The following is a 16,704-nucleotide window of genomic DNA, read 5'->3' on the forward strand; positions in this document are numbered from 1 at the left end:
GAAGAAGGCCCGGTCCATGCGGACCGGGCCTTCTTGTATCTGCCTGACGTCCATGGCGACCAAGGCAGGGCACGCGGACTCAGTGGTTTCGTGCCCGCCGCGCCCCGGGCCGCTGCAGCGGAACCCACAGTTTATAGCGGTCGGCCCGGTAATAGGAGACGGAGTAATCCACCATGGCGCGGGCCACGAAGGCATGCCTCTGGATCTTCAGCAGGGGCGAACCCACTTCCACATTCAGCAGCCTCGCCGTGGACGGTGAGGCGGCGGTCGCTTCGATCATGTCCTCGCCCCACTCCATCACAAGCCCGAACTGCTCACTGAGGACGTTGTAGAGCGACGTGGGCGGCTCCTGGTCCAGCAGGCCGGGCACACGGTGGGCCGGGATGAAGTTCTCATCGACGCTCATCGGCTCCCCATCGGCCAGCAGGAGGCGCCGGAAGCGGATCAGGGGTGTCCCCTCCTCCACCTGCAGCTCGCGGGCAAGGAAGGCACTGGCGCCGATCTGTTCAAAGCTCAGGACCTTCGCGGCGGGTACCATGCCGCGTCGCTGCATCTCTTCGCTGTACGATGTCAGCTTCACCTGCAGGTCCACTTTCGGCTTGCGCACGAAGGTCCCCAGCCCCACCACGCGTTCGATGACCTCCTCCCCTACCAGGGCATCGATCGCCTGCCGTACGGTCATCCGGGCCAGGCCGAAACGCTCGGCGAGATCCCGCTCGGACGGCAGGGCAGAGCCTGGAGGACACGACTCCGAGATGTAGCTCCGCAAAATTTCCCGGAGCTGGACGTAAATGGCGATGCCGCTTTCGCGGTCAATGGTTCCTGTGACGGCCGCAGCGCTGCCTGCCATGGTTTTGTTCTCCCTGCCGTTGGGTGCAGCATCCATTTTATGACAGGTCTAGACCGCCGTATCGCCTGACGCAATGTGGCAAGTACGTGCCCCGGGCACGCAGACGATGCGGATATATTTGATGGGAAATTGCACAGCGGCTTCCCGGAGGAGCCGAACCGAGGAGTACTTTTGCCATCACGCAAGGCCGTAGTCAGGGCCCTGGTGGGCCTGCACGCCCGACCCGCCGCTGAATTCGTCCGTGCCGTTAATGAGTCCGGGCTTCCTGTCGTGATCAGGAAGGACGGAACGGCCGACGCCGATGCCCGCTCGTTGCTGCAGGTTATGGCAGCGGACTTCCAGCACGGCTGCGAAGTTCGCCTGGAGGTCGACGCAGGTGCGGTACCGGAAGCGCACGGCGCCGGGGACACCGATCGGATTCTTGCATCCCTTGCGGCCCTCCTCGAGTCCCAGGGAAGCGTCCACTGACGCGGAAGGGCGGCCTACTTGCGGGACACAAAACGACGACGGGCCCCACCGGTGGTGGGGCCCGTCGTCGTTACTTATGTAGTCTGCGCTAGTGCGCGTGATCTCCGCGGCTGTACTCGTAGACCCAGCCGACCAGGGCTACTACCGCCAGGCCGGCAGCTACGAAGACAATCCACCAGCCCACGGCCAGGCCCAGGAATCCGCCCGCGCAGGCGAGGCCGAGTACCAGCGGCCACCAGCTCCAGGGGCTGAAGTGTCCCTGCTCGCCGGCGCCTTCGTGGATTTCGGCGTCGCTGCGGTCCTCGGGGCGCAGGCCCACGCGCTTCGCGGTGAAGCCCAGGTAAGCACCAATCATGCCTGCGAGTCCGCCGACCAGGAGGACTCCCAGGATGCCGACCCATTCGCTCCAGTCGGTCAGGAACCCATAAACGATCGAAACGGGAACGAAGAAGAAGACTCCGGCTCCAAAGATCCAAGATTCGATTTTCACTGGGCGGTGTCCTTCTGGTCAGCGTTGCCCAGTGCCTGTGCAACGGGAGCGGGCGACTCAACGGTGTGCACCTGGCGAAGCTCGGGGTGGTGCAGGTCCAGGGCGGGACGCTCCGAACGGATCCGGGGCAGGGACGTGAAGTTGTGGCGCGGCGGCGGGCAGGAGGTTGCCCACTCCAGCGACGCACCGAAGCCCCACGGGTCGTCCACGGTGACGCGGTCGTTGCTGCGCCAGGTGATGTAAACGTTCCAGAAGAACGGGATCAGCGAGGCGCCCAGGACGAATGAAGCCACGGTGGAGAATTGGTTCATCCAGGTGAAGTTGTCCTCCACCAGGTAGTCGGCGTAACGGCGCGGCATGCCCTCGACACCCAGCCAGTGCTGGATGAGGAACGTGCCGTGGAAGCCGAGGAACAGCAGCCAGAAGTGGATCTTGCCCAGGCGCTCGTTCAGCATCTTGCCGGTCCACTTGGGCCACCAGAAGTAGAAGCCTGCGAACATGGCGAAGACAACCGTGCCGAAGACCACGTAGTGGAAGTGCGCCACCACGAAGTAGGAGTCCGAAACGTGGAAGTCAAGCGGGGGTGAGGCCAGGATGATGCCGGTCAGGCCACCGAAGAGGAACGTAATGATGAAGCCGATGCTCCACAGCATGGGGGTCTCGAAGGTCAGCGACCCCCGCCACATGGTGCCGATCCAGTTGAAGAACTTCACGCCGGTGGGCACCGCGATGAGCATGGTCATGAACGCGAAGAACGGCAGCAGAACAGAGCCGGTGACGTACATGTGGTGGGCCCAGACCGTAACGGAAAGGGCAGCGATCGCAATCGTCGCGTAGACAAGACCCTTGTAACCAAAGATCGGCTTGCGGCTGAACACCGGGAAGATCTCGGAAACGATGCCGAAGAAGGGCAGGGCGATAATGTACACCTCGGGATGGCCGAAGAACCAGAACAGGTGCTGCCAGAGGACTGCGCCACCGTTTTCCGGGTCGAAGATGTGAGCACCGAAGCGGCGGTCCGCGCCGAGCGCAAACAGGGCTGCTGCCAGCGGCGGGAAGGCCATCAGTACCAGGATCGCGGTGATAAGCGTGTTCCAGGTGAAGATCGGCATGCGCCACATGGTCATGCCCGGGGCGCGCATGCAGATGATGGTGGTGATGAAGTTGACCGCACCGAGGATCGTACCGAAGCCGGACAGCGCCAGGCCGAAGACCCACAGGTCACCGCCGACGCCCGGGCTGAACGTGGTGTTGGACAGCGGCGCGTAAGCGAACCAGCCGAAGGAGGCCGCGCCCTGCGGGGTGATGAAGCCGGACACAGCAATCGTGGAGCCGAACAGGAAGAACCAGAACGCCAGGGCGTTCAGCCGCGGGAAGGCAACGTCAGGCGCCCCGATCTGGAGCGGCATGATGACGTTCGCGAACCCGGCGAAAAGCGGAGTCGCGAACATGAGCAGCATGACCGTGCCGTGCATGGTAAACAGCTGGTTGTACTGTTCCTTGGTCTGCAGGATCTGCATGCCCGGCTCGAAGAGTTCGGCACGGATAAGCAGCGCCATGACGCCGCCGAAGCAGAAGAACACGAAGGACGCGATCAGGTACATGTACCCGATGGTCTTGTGGTCGGTGGAGGTGATCCAGTTGACGACGATGCGTCCCTTGGATTTGGGGACCACGGGAGCAGCCAGGGCTCCGGTGGGTGCGGGTTGGGTGTATGTAGCCACGTCGCTGCCCTTACTTGATTTCGTTCACGTTCGGGTTGCGGTCGTACTCGTTGCCGATGAGGCCCGTGTTTCCGGCCGCCTTCAGTTCATCCAGGTGTGCCTGGAATTCAGCTTCGGACACCACCTTGACTCGGAACAGCATTTCGGAGTGGTACTCACCGCAGAGTTCGGCGCACTTGCCGTCATAGGTTCCCTCCTTGGTGGGAGTGAACCGGATGTAGTTGGTCTTGCCGGGGATCATGTCGCGCTTCTGCAGGAAGGCAGGAACCCAGAAAGAGTGGATAACGTCGCGGGCGTTAAGCTCGAGGTCAACAGACTTGTTCACCGGCAGGTACAGCGTGGGCAGCAGTTCCTTGTTGATGGTGTTGCCCGTCAGGTGCGCCTGGACGCCGGCCTCGTGGACGTCTTCTTCAATGACGTCCCCGGCCTTGTAGTTGAAGTCCCAGGCCCACTGCTTGCCGCGGACATCCACAACGACGTCCGCAGGCTGCGACCGGTCGTCAATGGCCTGCTGGTCGCGGTCGGTGAAGTAGAAGAACACCAGGACCATGAAGATGGGGATGGTCAGGTAGAAGACTTCCAGGGGCAGGTTGAAGCTGGTCTGCCGCGGGAAACCCACGGTCCCCTTGCGCCGGCGGTAGGCCACCAGGCACCAGATGATCAGGCCCCAGGTAATGACACCCACCACGAGGGCGGCAATCCATGAGTTGACCCAGAGGTCCATGATGCGGTCGGTGTTGCTGGTGGTGCCACGCTCGGTGGGCAGCCACCCCTTCTCTACCTCTGGCGAACATCCGGTCAAAGCCAACGCGCCGGCAACTGCCAAGCCTGTGATCGTGGTGATCGTTTTGCGTCGGCTGCCGGTTCGGTTCTGCGAACTCACAGACGGCCCTTCCTACTTGATGCTGTTGCCCGGGCAGCCATTGGCGCTCCGGGCACACTAAAAGTTTTACTACTCGGTGTAGAGCTTACCGCTCCGCCGGGCGTTTCGCCCACATGTCGGCGCCGTGGCTCCCCACTGTTCTGCTCGCGGGGCGTCCGGCGCCGGCATCGGGCGAAATGACCGGGCTAGTGGAAGGAATCTCCACAGGCGCAGGAGCCACCGGCGTTGGGGTTGTCGATGGTGAAGCCCTGCTTGGAGATGGTGTCCTCGAAGTCAATGCTGGCGCCGGTGAGGTACGGAACGCTCATCTTGTCTACGACAACTTCCACGCCGTCGAAGTCACGGACGGCGTCCCCGTCCAGCAGCCTTTCGTCGAAGTAGAGCTGGTAGATCAGCCCTGAGCAGCCGCCGGGCTGCACGGCAACCCGAAGGCGCAGGTCCGTGCGGCCTTCCTGTTCGAGAAGGCTGCGTACCTTGCCTGCGGCGACGTCGGTGAGGTTAACCTCGTGGACGGGCAGTTCGTCACTGGCCGCGGCGGTGGTTTCAGTGCTGTTCTCATTGGTTGCGGTGCTCATGTGGCCTACCTTCTTTGAGCGGTCCTGGCGGCACTGCCGTGGCAGTGCCTGCCCTTACGGATTCGGTATGGGCTATAGCTACATGCTACGTCGGACAGGCGTGTAGCTCTAACTCCCTGCGTAACCATGCCCGGCCTGCCCTTGTTCCCGGAGGCCATCATTATTCAGCCGGACCAGCATGAGCGCTTCGGCCAGGACCGCGTTGCGGAAATCGCCAAGGTGCAGTGACTCGTTGGCGCTGTGCGCCCGTGAGTCCGGGTCCTCCACCCCGGTCACCAGGATCTGCACGTCGGGATACATCTCGGTGAGGTCCGCGATGAAGGGGATGGAGCCGCCGATGCCCGTCTCGACGGCCGGCACTCCCCATGCTTCGCCCAACGCCCACATGGCCAGCGCGGCCGCGGGCGAGGACGTATCGGTGGAAAAGGGGTTGCCGCTCTCGCCCGGGGTGAAAATGACTTTGGCGCCGAAGGGTGCGTTCTCTTCGACATGCCGGCGCATGGCCGCCATGGCCTCGGCGGGGTCCTGCCCCGGGGCCAGGCGCAGGCTGAACTTTGCCCGGGCGCGGGGCAGCAGCGTATTCGACGCGACATCCACTGCCGGCGCATCAATACCGATGATCGACAGCGCAGGCTTGGTCCAGAGGCGCGAGGCGATACTTCCCGTCCCGGCCAGGCGCACCCCGTCAAGCACGGACGCATCCGCCCTGTAGTCCGCCTCCGGCAGGTCAACTACCGCCGTGTCCGTGGCCACGAGCCCGCGCACCGCCACATTCCCGTCATCGTCATGGAGCGTCGCAATCAGGCGGGACAGCAGGGTGGGAGCATCCAGCACCGGACCGCCGAACATGCCCGAGTGCACCGCATGGCTGAGGACCTGGACCTCGATGGTGCCGTCTACAAGGCCGCGCAGGCTGGTGGTCAGCGCCGGCGTGCCCACCTTCCAGTTGCTGGAGTCGGCAACCACGATGACATCAGCCCGGAGCAGCTCCCGGTGCGTTTCCAGGAACCTGCGGAAAGTCGGCGACCCGGCTTCCTCCTCGCCCTCGAAGAAGAACGTCACGCCCAGGCCGAAGGAATCGCCCAGAACCTCCGCCGCCGCGGCGTAGGCGGCAATGTGGGCCATGATTCCGGCTTTGTCGTCCGCCGCGCCGCGGCCGTAGAGCCTGCCTTCCTTTTCGACGGCGACGAACGGCCGGGTCTCCCACAGGGCCTCATCACCGGCCGGCTGGACGTCATGGTGGGCGTAGAGCAGGATGGTCGGCTTGCCTTCTCTTGCAGGACGGCGGGCGACGACGGCCGGTCCCCCTGGCGTTCCGTCCTCCTTGTCGCAGCCCAGCACGCTGACCTCGGCCAGGCCGGCGGCCCGCAGCAGGGCGGCGGTGGCGTCCGCGCTCCGGTCCAGCGGGGCGCGGTCGAAACTGGGCCACGCGATCCCCGGGATGGCCACCAGTTCCTTAAGCCTGGCAAGGGTGTCGTGGAAACTGTTATCGATTGCTGCGCGGAGGTCTTCCGTCAGGCTGCTTTCGGCAGGGGTGGAGGTCATGCAGAAAACATTACCTCCGTCACATCCGCCGCTTTCCACGCCCCGGCCGGGAAGGAACCGGCAGCCCCCGCGCAAGGTATTCTGTACGGGTGTTCGGACGTAAAAAGGAAGCGCCCTCGGCGCAGGAAACAGTAGACCAGCAGGCGGCAGAAGCCGCGGCGCGCCAGGGCGGAGTGTCCGGCAAGGGCGCCCCCACCCCTACCCGCAAGGCCCAGGAAGCGGCCCGCAAGCGGCCGTTGGTGCCGGAGGACCGCAAGGCATCCAAGGCAGCCGAACGCCAGGCAGTGCAGGAGCAGCGCCTGAAAATGCGGCAGGCCCTGGACACCGGAGACGAGAGGTTCCTGCCCCTGCGGGACAAGGGCCCGCAGAAGCGCTTTGCCCGCGACTTCGTGGACGCACGGTTCAGCCTGGGCGAGTACTTGATGTTCGGCGCACTGGTCTTCGTGCTGGTTTCCCTGGTGGTTCCTGCTTCCAGCGACCTGATGGTCTACGTGCTGGGCGGCTTCTGGCTGATGTTCCTGGCCGTCTTCGTGGACGTGTTCATCCTGTCACGCAAGCTCCGCAAGGCGCTCACCGCCAAGTTCGGCGAGGTGGAACGCGGCACCGTCTGGTACGGCTCCATGCGTTCACTCCAGTTCCGTAAGCTTCGGCTTCCCAAGCCGCAGGTCAAGCGCGGGCAGTACCCGGCCTGACGGCATCATCATCGCATCGCCGTTTAGGACGGCAGCACAGAACCCCGGCGGAGCAGCCCGCCGGGGTTCGTTCTTTAAGAAAATGGAACTGCTTCGGGCGGCTGGCCTGCCTGGCGGCGGTTCCGCGCCAGCCCCTTGTTAATGCGGGCCGCCCAGAACGGACCCTCATAGAGGAAGGCCGTATACCCCTGCACCAGGGTGGCACCCGCATCCAGCCGGTCCTGCACGTCCCGGGCCGTCTCCACGCCTCCCACTGCAACGAGGGTGAGCTGGTCACCGACGGCGTCCTTGAGCCGCCGCAGGACTTCAAGGGACCGCTGCTTAAGCGGTGCGCCGGAGAGCCCGCCGGCGCCGCAGCGCTCCACTTGGTCGGCAGGTGTGGCCAGGCCGCTCCGCCCGATGGTGGTGTTCGTGGCGATGATGCCGTCAAGCTTCAGCTCCAGCGCAAGCCGGGCAACATCGTCGATATCCTCGTCGCTGAGGTCCGGCGCGATTTTGACGAGAAGGGGAACGTGCCGCCCGGCCGCCCGGTCCGCCTCCTCCCCCACCGCCAGGAGGAGCGGACGCAGCGTTTCGACGTCCTGCAGCAGCCGAAGGCCGGGGGTGTTGGGAGAACTGACATTGACCACCAGGTAGTCGGCCGCCGGGGCGAGGCTCCTGGCACTGACAAGGTAGTCCGCCACGGCATCCCCGAGCTCAACGGCCTTGGTCTTGCCAATGTTCACGCCGATGATGGGCCGGACCGCCGGGTGCCTGCGCTGGAGGGCAGCCCGCGCAGCCTTCAGGCGGGGCGCAACTGCCGCGGCGCCGTCGTTATTGAACCCCATGCGGTTGATGACCGCACGGTCCTGGACCAGCCGGAAAAGCCGGGGCTTTTCATTGCCCGGCTGGGCCTGCCCGGTGATGGTACCCACCTCCACATGGCCAAAGCCGAGCTCGGTCAGCGCCTCGATACCGTGGCCCTCCTTGTCAAACCCCGCGGCGAGCCCGAAAGGAGAGGGAAATGTCAGGCCGAACGCCGGGGTCCGGAGCGATGCGGCCGGGGCTGTCAGCTTCTGCAGGACCTTCCCGGCGCCTGTCCGGTGCGCCAGCCGGATCCCCTTGAATCCGAGGGTGTGGGCGCGCTCGGCGTCCATCCATGAAAAGGCCAGCCTGAAGAAAGTGGGGTAAACGCGCATGCCTCTAGTTTTCCGTCTTCCGAGGCCCAGACCAAACCGCGCCCTGCCGTGCCCCGCAGATCGGTTAGCCGGGTGGCAGTTCCTGGCCGGGCGGTTAACATGGGCCCATGCAGTGGCAGCAGGACATCCTGGGCGGCGGGTTCGAGTCATTGGCGTTCGTTGCCTCCGGGGTGGACGGCGTGGAACGCACCGCCACCCTGGTGCGGCTCCGCCCGGGGCCGGGGACCGCGGATCAACCGCCAAGGAAATCCCCTGCGGGCAGGACGCCAGGGGGTGCCGTACTGTTCCTGCACGGATGGAGCGATTACTTCTTCAACACCGACCTTGCCCGCTTCTGGACAAACCGCGGTTACGCGTTCTACGCCCTGGACATGCATAACCACGGGCGCAGTATCCGCCCCGGGCTGCCGGGCGGCTTCGTGGCAGACCTCGCCGACTATGACGCCGAACTGGCCGTGGCCATCAGCCTGATCCGCAACGAGGCCGGCGCGCCCTTGACGTTAATGGGACACTCCACGGGCGGCTTGGTCGCTGCCCTCTGGGCCAGCCGGCACCCCGAAGGCCTCGCCGCACTGGTACTCAACAGCCCTTGGCTGGAAATGCACGGCAGCGCACTGGTCCGTCGGGCAGCGGCGGGGGTGGTTGGCCCCGTCGCACGCTTCCGCCCTGAAGCGGTGCTCCGCCTGCCGGAGCGTGGCTACTACTGGCGGACCATCAGCAGTGCAGCGGAAGGCGAATGGGACCTGGACGACCGGTACCGGCCGCCCATGGCCTTTCCCGTCCGCGCGGGCTGGCTGAACGCGGTGCTGGCAGGCCACGCGCGGGTGGCCCGGGGGCTCGGCCTGGACATTCCGGTTCTGGTGCTGCTCTCCCGGGCCAGCGCCACGGGACTCTCATGGTCAGACGAGATGCGGCGGGCTGATGCGGTCCTTGACGTGGGCATCATCGCAGCCCGGGCCCTGACGCTGGGCCGGACGGTGACAGTGGAACGGATCGAGGGCGGGCTCCATGACGTTTTCCTCTCACCTCCGGAAGTCCGGCGCGACGCGTATGCCCGGCTTGGCCGCTGGCTGACCGCCTATGGAGCTGAAAGGCGCGCTGGAGGCGCTGCATCCACGGCACCGCCATAACGCCGGTCACGCCGTGCGTACTCTTCCACGGCAGCCCACAACGTTCTGCGGTCCACGTCCGGCCAAAGAGTGTGCATGAACACGAACTCGGCGTAAGCCGACTGCCAGAGCAGGAAATTGGAAAGGCGCTGCTCACCGGAACTGCGCAGGAACAGGTCCACGTCCGGCAGGTCCGGTTCGTCCAGGTACTTCTGGATGGTGCGCTCGGTGATGGCGCCGGGCTTGAGCCTGCCGGCAGCGACATCCCCGGCAATGGCGGAGACCGCGTCAGTAATCTCCGCCCGGCCGCCGTAATTGACGCACATGGTCAACGTGCAGGTGCTGTTCCCGGCCGTGAAGTCTTCCGCCTCCTCCAGTTCCCGGATCACCGATCCCCAGAGCCGCGGCCTGCGGCCGGCCCAGCGGACCCGGACGCCCCATTCGTCCAGCTGGTTCCTCTGGCGGCGTAGCACGTCCTTGTTAAATCCCATCAGGAAGCGGACTTCCTCCGGGGAGCGGCGCCAGTTTTCCGTGGAAAATGCATACACGCTCACGTACTCGATGCCCAGTTCAATGGCACCGGCCATGACATCCAAGAGCGCCGGTTCCCCGGCCTTGTGTCCTTCGATGCGCGGAAGGCCCCGTTGGTTGGCCCACCGACCGTTGCCGTCCATCACGATGGCCACGTGCCGGGGGATGAACTCCTGCGGGATGGATGGTGCCACCGCTCCTGAGGGGTGCGGGTAGGGTGCCACGACTGGGCGGGTGCGCCGGGCGGGGTTCTTCTTTTTTCCGAGGGCCACAGTCAGCTACGCTCCACATGCTTGAGGGATTTCAGTACTCGTTCCAGGTGCCACTGGAGGTAGGCCGCCACCAGGCCGGCGGCTTCCTTGCGGTGGACGGGCAGGGAAGCATCGGCGGTGGCCCAGTCCCCCGTCAGCAGTGCGGCCAGCAGCACCACGGTCTCCGCTGCCGGCGCGGGTGAACCCGGTGGCCGGCAGTCCCCGCACACCATGCCGCCGAGGGGAGCCGCGAAGGCCGAGTGGGGGCCGGTGCGCCCGCATCGGGCGCAGTCCGTGAAGCTGGGCGCCCATCCACCGGTTGCCAGGGCACGCAGCAGGTAGGAGTCCAGGATCAGCCCGGCTGCATGGTCATCCCGGCTAAGCGCCGCGAGGGCGCCCACCAGCAGGTTGTACTGGGCGGTGCCGGCTTCACCGTCCACGTCTGTCAGCTTCTCCGCGGTCTCCGTCATTGCCGCCGCAACGGTGTACCTGCCGTAGTCCGCGGCGATGCTGCCGCCATAGGCGCCCTTGGCCACGGCCTGCGTGACGATGTCGAGGGTCCGCCCCGAAACGAGCTGCAGGTCGGCCACCATGAAGGGTTCCAGGCGGGCGCCGAAGCGGCTGCTGGTGCGGCGCACGCCCTTCGCCACCGCCCTGACCTGGCCGTGGTGCTTGGTGAGCAGGGTGATGATACGGTCCGCTTCGCCGAGTTTGTGGGTACGGAGCACGACGGCGTCGTCCCGGTACGCGCGGGAAGCGAAAGACTGTTGGGCCACGCTTTATCTTCCCATCCCCGGCGGCGGCAATGCTCCGCTGCCGCACCGCGCAGTTCGAAAAACGACAAAGTGCCGCCGGAACCTCCGGCGGCACTCTGGACGAAGGGTCAGGCCTGCGCGTCCCGGATGGCCCGGTTGACGGCCGAGATGACGGCCTTCAGGGAGGACATGCTGGTGTTGGCATCGATGCCGACACCCCACAGGACCCGCTCCCCCACCGCGCATTCCACGTACGCGGCGGCCATGGCGTTGCCGCCCTCGGAGAGGGCGTGCTCGCTGTAGTCCAGCACCCGCACGTCCACGCCGTCTTCGCGCAGGATGCTCAGCAGTGCGGCGATGGGGCCGTTCCCGGTGCCTGTGCGGCTCACCTGTACTCCGTCAACGGTGAGCGCTGCATGCAGCGTCATGCCGCCGTCGTCGTCCGTTTCCGTCTTCACCGCACCCAGGGAGTAACGGCCCCACTGGCCGTCTTCCTCGCCCGAGGGCAGGTATTCGTCCTGGAAGATCTGCCACAGCTGAGCGCCGCTGACTTCCCCGCCAACGGTGTCCGTGCGGCGCTGGATCACGCCGGAGAACTCGATCTGCGCGCGGCGGGGAAGGTCCAGGCTGTGCTCGTTCTTAAGCAGGTAGGCAACCCCGCCCTTGCCGGACTGGGAGTTCACCCGAATCACGGCCTCGTAGCTGCGGCCCAGGTCTTTGGGATCCACGGGCAGGTACGGCACCTCCCACTTGAAGTCCGCAATCTCCTGGCCGGCTGTGGCGGCATCACGCTCGAGCGCTTCCAGGCCCTTTTTGATGGCGTCCTGATGCGAGCCGGAGAAGGCCGTGAACACAAGATCGCCGCCGTACGGGGAACGCTCGGGAACCGGCAGCTGGTTGCAGTATTCGACGGTCCGGCGGACGTCGTCGATGTTGGAGAAATCGATCATGGGGTCAATGCCCTGCACGAACATGTTCAGGCCCAGCGTGACCAGGTCCACGTTGCCCGTGCGTTCACCGTTGCCGAAGAGGCAGCCTTCGATGCGGTCCGCCCCGGCCATGTAGCCCAGCTCGGCAGCAGCCACGCCGGTTCCCCGGTCATTATGCGGGTGCAGCGAGAGGATGATGCCCTCACGGGGGTGCAGGTGCCGGCTCATCCACTCGATCGAATCGGCGTAGACGTTGGGCGTGGCCATCTCCACAGTTGCGGGCAGGTTGATGATCACCTGGCGGTCCGCAGAAGCTTCGAACACATCGGCAACGGCGTTGCACACCCGGGCTGCGTACTCCAGTTCGGTGCCGGTAAAGGACTCCGGGGAGTATTCGTAGGTGACGTGCGTGTCCACGAGGGTTTCCTCGTACTTCTTGCACAGCCGCGCACCCTGCAGGGCGATGTCGAGGATACCGTCTTCATCCTGGTTGAAAACCACCCGGCGCTGAAGCACCGAGGTGGAGTTGTACAGGTGGACGATGGCCTGCTTGGCGCCGACCAGGGATTCGTAGGTCCGTTCGATCAGGTGTTCGCGGGCCTGGGTGAGGACCTGGATGGTGACGTCATCCGGAATGTGGTTGCCCTCGATGAGCTGGCGGACAAAATCGAAGTCCGTCTGTGACGCCGACGGGAACCCGACCTCGATCTCCTTGTAGCCCATGCGCACCAGCAGGTCGAACATCTTCATCTTGCGGGCGGGGCTCATGGGGTCGATCAGCGCCTGGTTGCCGTCCCGCAGGTCGACCGCGCACCAGCGCGGAGCCTTGGTGATGACCTTGTCCGGCCAGGTGCGGTCAGGCAGCTCCACCTTGATAACGTCCTGGAACGGGGTGTAGCGGTGGGCAGGCATTCCTGAGGGCTTCTGTGCGTTTCGCATTACTATCGGGGCCTTTTCTGGGGTTCTTCGTTGAAAGGTGGCCGGGCAACACAAACTCCGCAGCGAGGGTGGGCCTTGCGCTAGATCGCGTCTGAGGCCTCGCCGCGGCAGCTAAGAAGGAGCAGTTCTGCACGCACCATTTGAGGGTAACACGGGTGCGTAAGATGAAAGGGCGCTACCGTCCGTAAAGTCCACCATGCAGACGCCTGGCCGTTCGACACCGGAACCGGGCCCGCGGCAAAAGGAGTTTCAGTGCCCAATTCCGGCATCGACCTGTCCACCTTCGACCACACCGTCAGGCCGCAGGATGACCTGTACCGGCACGTTAACGGGGCATGGCTGAAAGCCACGCAGATCCCTGAGGACCGGCCGCTGGAAGGTACGTTCACTGCCCTGCGCGACGGTTCCGAGCTGGCAGTGCGGGCCATCATCGAAGAGGCCGCCGGCAAGGGGGCCGCAGCGAACGGCATCGAGCGGAAGATCGGCGACCTTTACAACAGCTTCATGGATGAGGCCGGAGTGGAGGCCAAAGGCATGGAGCCCATAAGGCAGCGGCTGGCGGATGTCCACGCCACGGCGTCGGCGGCCGACCTGGTCTCCCTCACGGGCCGCCTGTTCCGGGCCGACGTGGGCGGACTCTTCTACATCTACCCGGCTCCCGATGCCGGGAACCCTGACCGGATCCTGCTCTACATCGGCCAGGGCGGCCTGGGTCTTCCGGACGAGTCGTATTACCGCGAAGACAAGTTCGCACCGCTGGTGGCCGAATACACCGGCCACGTGGAACGCATGTTCGCCCTGGCTGGACTGCCGGACCCTGCAGCGGCCGCCGCGCGGGTGGTGGAGCTCGAAACCCGGCTTGCTGCACACCACTGGGACAACGTCACGCTCCGCGACCCCCGGAAGACGTACAACCTGAAGACCGCCGGCGAGGCCGCCGCGCTCTTCCCCCACCTCACCGCGTGGTGCGAGGCGGCCGGCATCGACGCGGACAAGCGCGCCGAACTGGTCGTCAGCACCCCGGGATTCTTCGAGGGCGCGGCAGGACTTCTGGACGAGGTGCCGCTCTCCACCTGGCAGGAGTGGCTGGCCATGCGGGTCATCGGTGCTGCCGCCCCCTATCTGCCTTCCGCGTTCGTGGACGCCAACTTCGACTTCTACGGCACGGCCCTTAGCGGCACGCCGCAGAACAAGGCCCGCTGGAAGCGGGGCGTCGCCGTCGTGGAGGCTGCCCTCGGTGAAGCCGTAGGGCAGATATACGTGCAGCGGCACTTCCCGGAGGCCCATAAAGCCCGCATGCAGGCACTGGTGGACAACCTCATCGAGGCGTACCGCCGGAGCATCACCTCGGTGAGCTGGATGGGCGGGACAACCATCGCCGAAGCGCTGCGCAAGCTGGAAGCCTTCCGCGCAAAGATCGGCTACCCGGAAAAGTGGATCGACTACTCAGCCGTGGAGATCGACCCGCAGGACCTCCTTGGCAACGTGGAGCGTGCCCACAATGCCGACGTCGAACGCCATCTCGACGAGGTGGGCAAACCGGTGGACCGGGACAAGTGGCTGATGACGCCGCAGACGGTCAACGCCTACTACCACCCGATGATGAACGAGATCGTGTTCCCCGCCGCTATCCTGCAGCCGCCGTTCTTCACGGCAGACGCTGACGATGCCGTCAACTACGGGGGCATCGGCGCCGTTATTGGCCACGAAATCGGGCACGGCTTCGACGACCAGGGATCCCAGTTCGACGGCGGCGGCGCGCTGCGGAACTGGTGGACCGAGGAGGACCGCAAGGCGTTCGAATCCCTGACCGCCAGGCTCATTGCCCAGTACGATGCACTCTCGCCGTATGCGGCACCCGGCCACAACGTCAACGGGCGGCTCACCCTGGGCGAGAACATCGGGGACCTGGCCGGCCTGGCCATTGCGTATAAGGCCTACCTGATCAGCCTGGACGGCAAGGAGCCGGAAGTCCTGGACGGCTTGACCGGCCGGCAGAGGTTCTTTGCCTCATGGGCCGCCGGCTGGCGCCAGGTGATCAGGCAGGAGGAAGCAATCCGGCGGCTGGCCACGGACCCGCACTCCCCCAACGAATTCCGCACCAACGCAATCGCCCGGAACCTGGACGCTTTCCATGACGCCTTTGCCGTCACCGACCAGGACGCCATGTGGATGGCTCCGGAGGAACGCGTCAGTATCTGGTAGCCGTTCCGCACCTGCCGGCCTGCGCTACTCCTGCACGATCAGGGCAGGATTGGCCTGCTGGCAGGTGCTGTCCTTGGCGGTCTGGTTGACGATGTCCTTCGGCAGCGCGACCCCGCCATACTTCACCCCTGAAGGGAAATCGGTTCCCAGGTAGACCTGGACGCCGTACACGCCGTCCGCGGGGAGGATCTGCGCCGCCGGGATTCCGAAAATCTTAGCCACGTCCGGTGCCACGTCCGCGAAGTCGGGGCCGTAGTACACCACAGACTGTTCCACCGCAGGAGCCTCGTACTGGCTGGCCTGGGTAAACCCTGCCGCGATCACGGCTTCGACGATTTCCTGTGCGCGGCCGGGCTCTCCGGTTCCGTTGGCTACCGCCACGGGCTGCAGGCTCTTGTCATACGGCGACGCAGGCGGAGTGGTGGGCTTGGGGGCGGTTGGCTTGGGCGTGGCGCCGGGCGACGGCGTGGCCGGGGCCGGGGCCGAAGGGTCGGTAAGGTCCACGTCCTTGCGCATGGCGGCGAAGAGCTGTGACCCTGCCGGTTCTGCGATCTCCAGCCGGTTGGGGTCGCTTTCGGCGGGCCTGGTGGGCACCGCGACGAAGGCGACCTTGCTGACGTCGATGTCCTTGAGCCTGGTGCCGATGGTCAGCAGGGTGGGCACGGAGGCCAGGCCTTCATCTACGGTCAGGTTCTGCGTGACCACGTCCGCGATCTTGAGCATCCGGGGCGGATCGGACAGGGTGCCTTCGTCCTTGATCTTGCGGGTGAGGGAGGAAAGGAAGCCCTGCTGGGCCTTGATCCGGCCCAGGTCGCCGCCGTCGGCAAAAGCGTGGCGGGTGCGGAGGAACGCCAGTGCCATCTCGCCTTGGACGGAAGAGGTTCCGGCGGGGAGGCGCAACCGCGAATCGGGATCGTAGACAGCGTCGCTGATGCATACCTCCACGCCGCCCACCGCGTTGGAAAGCTCTTTGACGGCGTTGAAATCGGCCATCATGAAGTGGTCCACCTCAAGGCCGGTGATTTCGTTGACCGTATCGACGGCGCAGCCGATGCCGGCCTCCGCCATGGCCTCATTGATCATGACGCCGGACCGGGCCGGGAACGTCCGGCCCGAGCCGGGGTCCCGGCACTCAGGAATGTCCACCAGCAGGTCGCGGGGGAAGCTGATCACGCTGACACGCTTGTTGTCCTCGGAAATGTCCATCAGCATCATGACGTCCGAGTTGCCGTAGCCGGTCGAATCCTCCGCGGCACCGTATTTTGAGTTCTTGCCGTCCCGCGTGTCCGAGCCCAGAATCAGGATCTGCAGCCGCCCCTTGGCGTCGTCGGGGACTTCGCTTCCGCCGCCGCCGGCATTCAGGGGCGCCTTGGAGATGTTGTTCTGCAGCCGAAGGAACCAGAAACCGGCAAAGGCGAGGGCTCCTGCCAGGGCCACCGCCAGGATTCCTGTGACGATCTTTAGCCAAAGGGGCATGCCGTGCGGAGGGCCCATATGGCGCGCGGCTCCGGCAGGACCGGTGCCGGCGTGGCGGGATACCGGCGCCGGCCCTCCGGAGGCATCCGCTCCGTTCCCGCGCA

15 protein-coding genes are annotated in these 16,704 nt (G+C 65.5%); 4 read left to right on the forward strand and 11 right to left on the reverse strand.

Features of this window, described 5'->3' with window-relative positions; genetic code table 11:
- Positions 1 to 79 precede the first annotated feature (79 nt).
- On the reverse strand, positions 80 to 850 hold the full coding sequence (locus tag ACIQCM_RS01560) for a GntR family transcriptional regulator (protein WP_400603726.1): 771 nt from the start codon (positions 848 to 850) through the stop codon (positions 80 to 82).
- Positions 851 to 1,054: 204 nt separating this feature from the next.
- On the opposite strand from ACIQCM_RS01560, the gene ACIQCM_RS01565 reads away from it, so the two are divergent.
- Positions 1,055 to 1,318: an HPr family phosphocarrier protein gene (locus tag ACIQCM_RS01565; RefSeq protein WP_400633651.1), complete on the forward strand. Its 264-nt coding sequence runs from the start codon at positions 1,055 to 1,057 to the stop codon at positions 1,316 to 1,318.
- Between the two features lie 88 nt (positions 1,319 to 1,406).
- Here the strand turns inward: ACIQCM_RS01565 and ACIQCM_RS01570 are convergent, their stop codons facing one another.
- The 5 genes from ACIQCM_RS01570 to ACIQCM_RS01590 form a co-directional block, all read right to left on the reverse strand.
- Positions 1,407 to 1,808: a cytochrome c oxidase subunit 4 gene (locus tag ACIQCM_RS01570; RefSeq protein ID WP_377216181.1), complete on the reverse strand. Its 402-nt coding sequence runs from the start codon at positions 1,806 to 1,808 to the stop codon at positions 1,407 to 1,409.
- Positions 1,805 to 3,532, reverse strand: a complete 1,728-nt coding sequence (gene ctaD / locus ACIQCM_RS01575; RefSeq protein WP_377216180.1) for a cytochrome c oxidase subunit I — start codon at positions 3,530 to 3,532, stop codon at positions 1,805 to 1,807. Before ctaD ends, ACIQCM_RS01570 begins: the two co-directional genes overlap by 4 nt.
- A gap of 10 nt (positions 3,533 to 3,542) precedes the next feature.
- A complete protein-coding gene (coxB, locus tag ACIQCM_RS01580; protein WP_400603722.1) occupies positions 3,543 to 4,415 on the reverse strand; it encodes a cytochrome c oxidase subunit II in 873 nt (290 codons plus the stop codon).
- A 185-nt stretch (positions 4,416 to 4,600) separates the two neighbouring features.
- Positions 4,601 to 4,990 carry a HesB/IscA family protein gene (locus tag ACIQCM_RS01585; protein WP_400603720.1) on the reverse strand — a complete coding sequence of 130 codons (390 nt, stop codon included), beginning with the start codon at positions 4,988 to 4,990 and terminating at the stop codon, positions 4,601 to 4,603.
- 108 nt (positions 4,991 to 5,098) lie between these two features.
- Positions 5,099 to 6,535: a dipeptidase gene (locus ACIQCM_RS01590; RefSeq protein ID WP_400603719.1), complete on the reverse strand. Its 1,437-nt coding sequence runs from the start codon at positions 6,533 to 6,535 to the stop codon at positions 5,099 to 5,101.
- 89 nt (positions 6,536 to 6,624) lie between these two features.
- Between ACIQCM_RS01590 and ACIQCM_RS01595 the strand changes: the two genes are divergently transcribed.
- Positions 6,625 to 7,227, forward strand: a complete 603-nt coding sequence (locus ACIQCM_RS01595; RefSeq protein WP_400603717.1) for a DUF3043 domain-containing protein — start codon at positions 6,625 to 6,627, stop codon at positions 7,225 to 7,227.
- A gap of 74 nt (positions 7,228 to 7,301) precedes the next feature.
- On the opposite strand, the gene ACIQCM_RS01600 is transcribed toward ACIQCM_RS01595, so the two are convergent.
- Positions 7,302 to 8,405 (reverse strand): quinone-dependent dihydroorotate dehydrogenase, encoded by a 1,104-nt coding sequence (locus ACIQCM_RS01600; protein ID WP_400603715.1) that lies wholly within the window; start codon positions 8,403 to 8,405, stop codon positions 7,302 to 7,304.
- 107 nt (positions 8,406 to 8,512) lie between these two features.
- Here ACIQCM_RS01600 and ACIQCM_RS01605 point away from each other — a divergent pair, with 107 nt between their 5' ends.
- A complete protein-coding gene (locus ACIQCM_RS01605; RefSeq protein ID WP_400603713.1) occupies positions 8,513 to 9,535 on the forward strand; it encodes an alpha/beta hydrolase in 1,023 nt (340 codons plus the stop codon).
- On the opposite strand, the gene ACIQCM_RS01610 is transcribed toward ACIQCM_RS01605, so the two are convergent.
- The 3 genes from ACIQCM_RS01610 to leuA all read right to left on the reverse strand — a co-directional run bounded on the left by ACIQCM_RS01610 (position 9,484) and on the right by leuA (position 12,919).
- A complete protein-coding gene (locus ACIQCM_RS01610; RefSeq protein WP_400603711.1) occupies positions 9,484 to 10,317 on the reverse strand; it encodes an isoprenyl transferase in 834 nt (277 codons plus the stop codon). The genes ACIQCM_RS01605 and ACIQCM_RS01610 overlap by 52 nt on opposite strands.
- Positions 10,318 to 10,319: 2 nt before the next feature.
- Positions 10,320 to 11,072: a DNA repair protein RecO gene (gene recO, locus ACIQCM_RS01615; RefSeq protein WP_400603709.1), complete on the reverse strand. Its 753-nt coding sequence runs from the start codon at positions 11,070 to 11,072 to the stop codon at positions 10,320 to 10,322.
- Between the two features lie 107 nt (positions 11,073 to 11,179).
- The gene (leuA, locus tag ACIQCM_RS01620) at positions 11,180 to 12,919 is read right to left on the reverse strand and encodes a 2-isopropylmalate synthase (protein WP_400603708.1); all 1,740 of its coding nucleotides are present in this window, start codon (positions 12,917 to 12,919) and stop codon (positions 11,180 to 11,182) included.
- Positions 12,920 to 13,171: 252 nt separating this feature from the next.
- Between leuA and ACIQCM_RS01625 the strand changes: the two genes are divergently transcribed.
- Complete coding sequence (locus tag ACIQCM_RS01625) at positions 13,172 to 15,124, forward strand: M13 family metallopeptidase (RefSeq protein ID WP_400603706.1); 1,953 nt, start codon at positions 13,172 to 13,174, stop codon at positions 15,122 to 15,124.
- A 24-nt stretch (positions 15,125 to 15,148) separates the two neighbouring features.
- On the opposite strand, the gene ACIQCM_RS01630 is transcribed toward ACIQCM_RS01625, so the two are convergent.
- Complete coding sequence (locus ACIQCM_RS01630; protein WP_400603704.1) at positions 15,149 to 16,600, reverse strand: LCP family protein; 1,452 nt, start codon at positions 16,598 to 16,600, stop codon at positions 15,149 to 15,151.
- Positions 16,601 to 16,704 lie beyond the last annotated feature (104 nt).

Source organism: Pseudarthrobacter sp. NPDC092439, assembly GCF_044754945.1.
Classification (GTDB): Bacteria; Actinomycetota; Actinomycetes; order Actinomycetales; family Micrococcaceae; genus Arthrobacter.

Bases quoted from the DNA above. Each gene is read 5' to 3' on its own strand.
- ACIQCM_RS01560 (WP_400603726.1), bottom strand. From the start codon at position 850: ATGGCAGGCAGCGCTGCGGCCGTCACAGGAACCATTGACCGCGAAAGC.
- ACIQCM_RS01585 (WP_400603720.1), bottom strand. From the start codon at position 4,990: ATGAGCACCGCAACCAATGAGAACAGCACTGAAACCACCGCCGCGGCC.
- ACIQCM_RS01630 (WP_400603704.1), bottom strand. From the start codon at position 16,600: ATGCCCCTTTGGCTAAAGATCGTCACAGGAATCCTGGCGGTGGCCCTG.
- leuA (WP_400603708.1), bottom strand. From the start codon at position 12,919: ATGCGAAACGCACAGAAGCCCTCAGGAATGCCTGCCCACCGCTACACC.
- ACIQCM_RS01605 (WP_400603713.1), top strand. From the start codon at position 8,513: ATGCAGTGGCAGCAGGACATCCTGGGCGGCGGGTTCGAGTCATTGGCG.
- ACIQCM_RS01600 (WP_400603715.1), bottom strand. From the start codon at position 8,405: ATGCGCGTTTACCCCACTTTCTTCAGGCTGGCCTTTTCATGGATGGAC.
- ACIQCM_RS01590 (WP_400603719.1), bottom strand. From the start codon at position 6,535: ATGACCTCCACCCCTGCCGAAAGCAGCCTGACGGAAGACCTCCGCGCA.